Origin of the sequence: Mesorhizobium sp. M1A.F.Ca.IN.020.06.1.1 (assembly GCF_004023265.1) — a bacterium.
In the GTDB taxonomy this organism is placed as follows: domain Bacteria; phylum Pseudomonadota; class Alphaproteobacteria; order Rhizobiales; family Rhizobiaceae; genus Mesorhizobium.
Genome location: NZ_RZSR01001807.1, coordinates 1 through 450, shown reverse-complemented (window position 1 = coordinate 450; position 450 = coordinate 1). Strand labels below are relative to the sequence as shown.

General features: G+C 61.6%; 1 pseudogene. It reads left to right on the top strand.

The features are described from left to right. Positions 1-238 precede the first annotated feature (238 nt). A pseudogene (locus EOA60_RS37005) lies at positions 239-450 on the top strand (hypothetical protein); the annotation flags it as partial.

The window sequence follows — 450 nt, the reverse complement described above, 5'->3', positions numbered from 1 at the left end:
CGTCTTGCCCTTGCGCGTCGCAATGTCCGGTGGCGTAAGAGTCTTGGCTTGCCCCGTCGCGCTCATGACATCTCCTTCCCCTGCGTTACCGCCCGCGGCGTCGCGTTTGGCACATTTTTGTGCAGGTGCGAAGACTAAATTGGGGTAGCGCGTCAGTTGACGCGCCGACCGTTATTGGTGAGAACAAAATTCAATCGGTTCAGCTACTTTTCGGCTCCGCCCAGGCACGTCAGGGACGATGGACGATCGCGCAAAAAGGATCAGGAAAGGGAGGTCCCGAGGCAAGGCCGACACAGCCAAGGTCGACCTGACCGCCGTCGTCGTCGCGGTGAGCGAGAATGAGCCCTGCGTGCTGACCATCGGACAGGGAGACACCTTGCCTTCCGGCCCGCTTGCGCTTGAGCACCGATCGCTGCAGTCCGGTCTGCGGGCATGGGTGGAGGAGCAGAC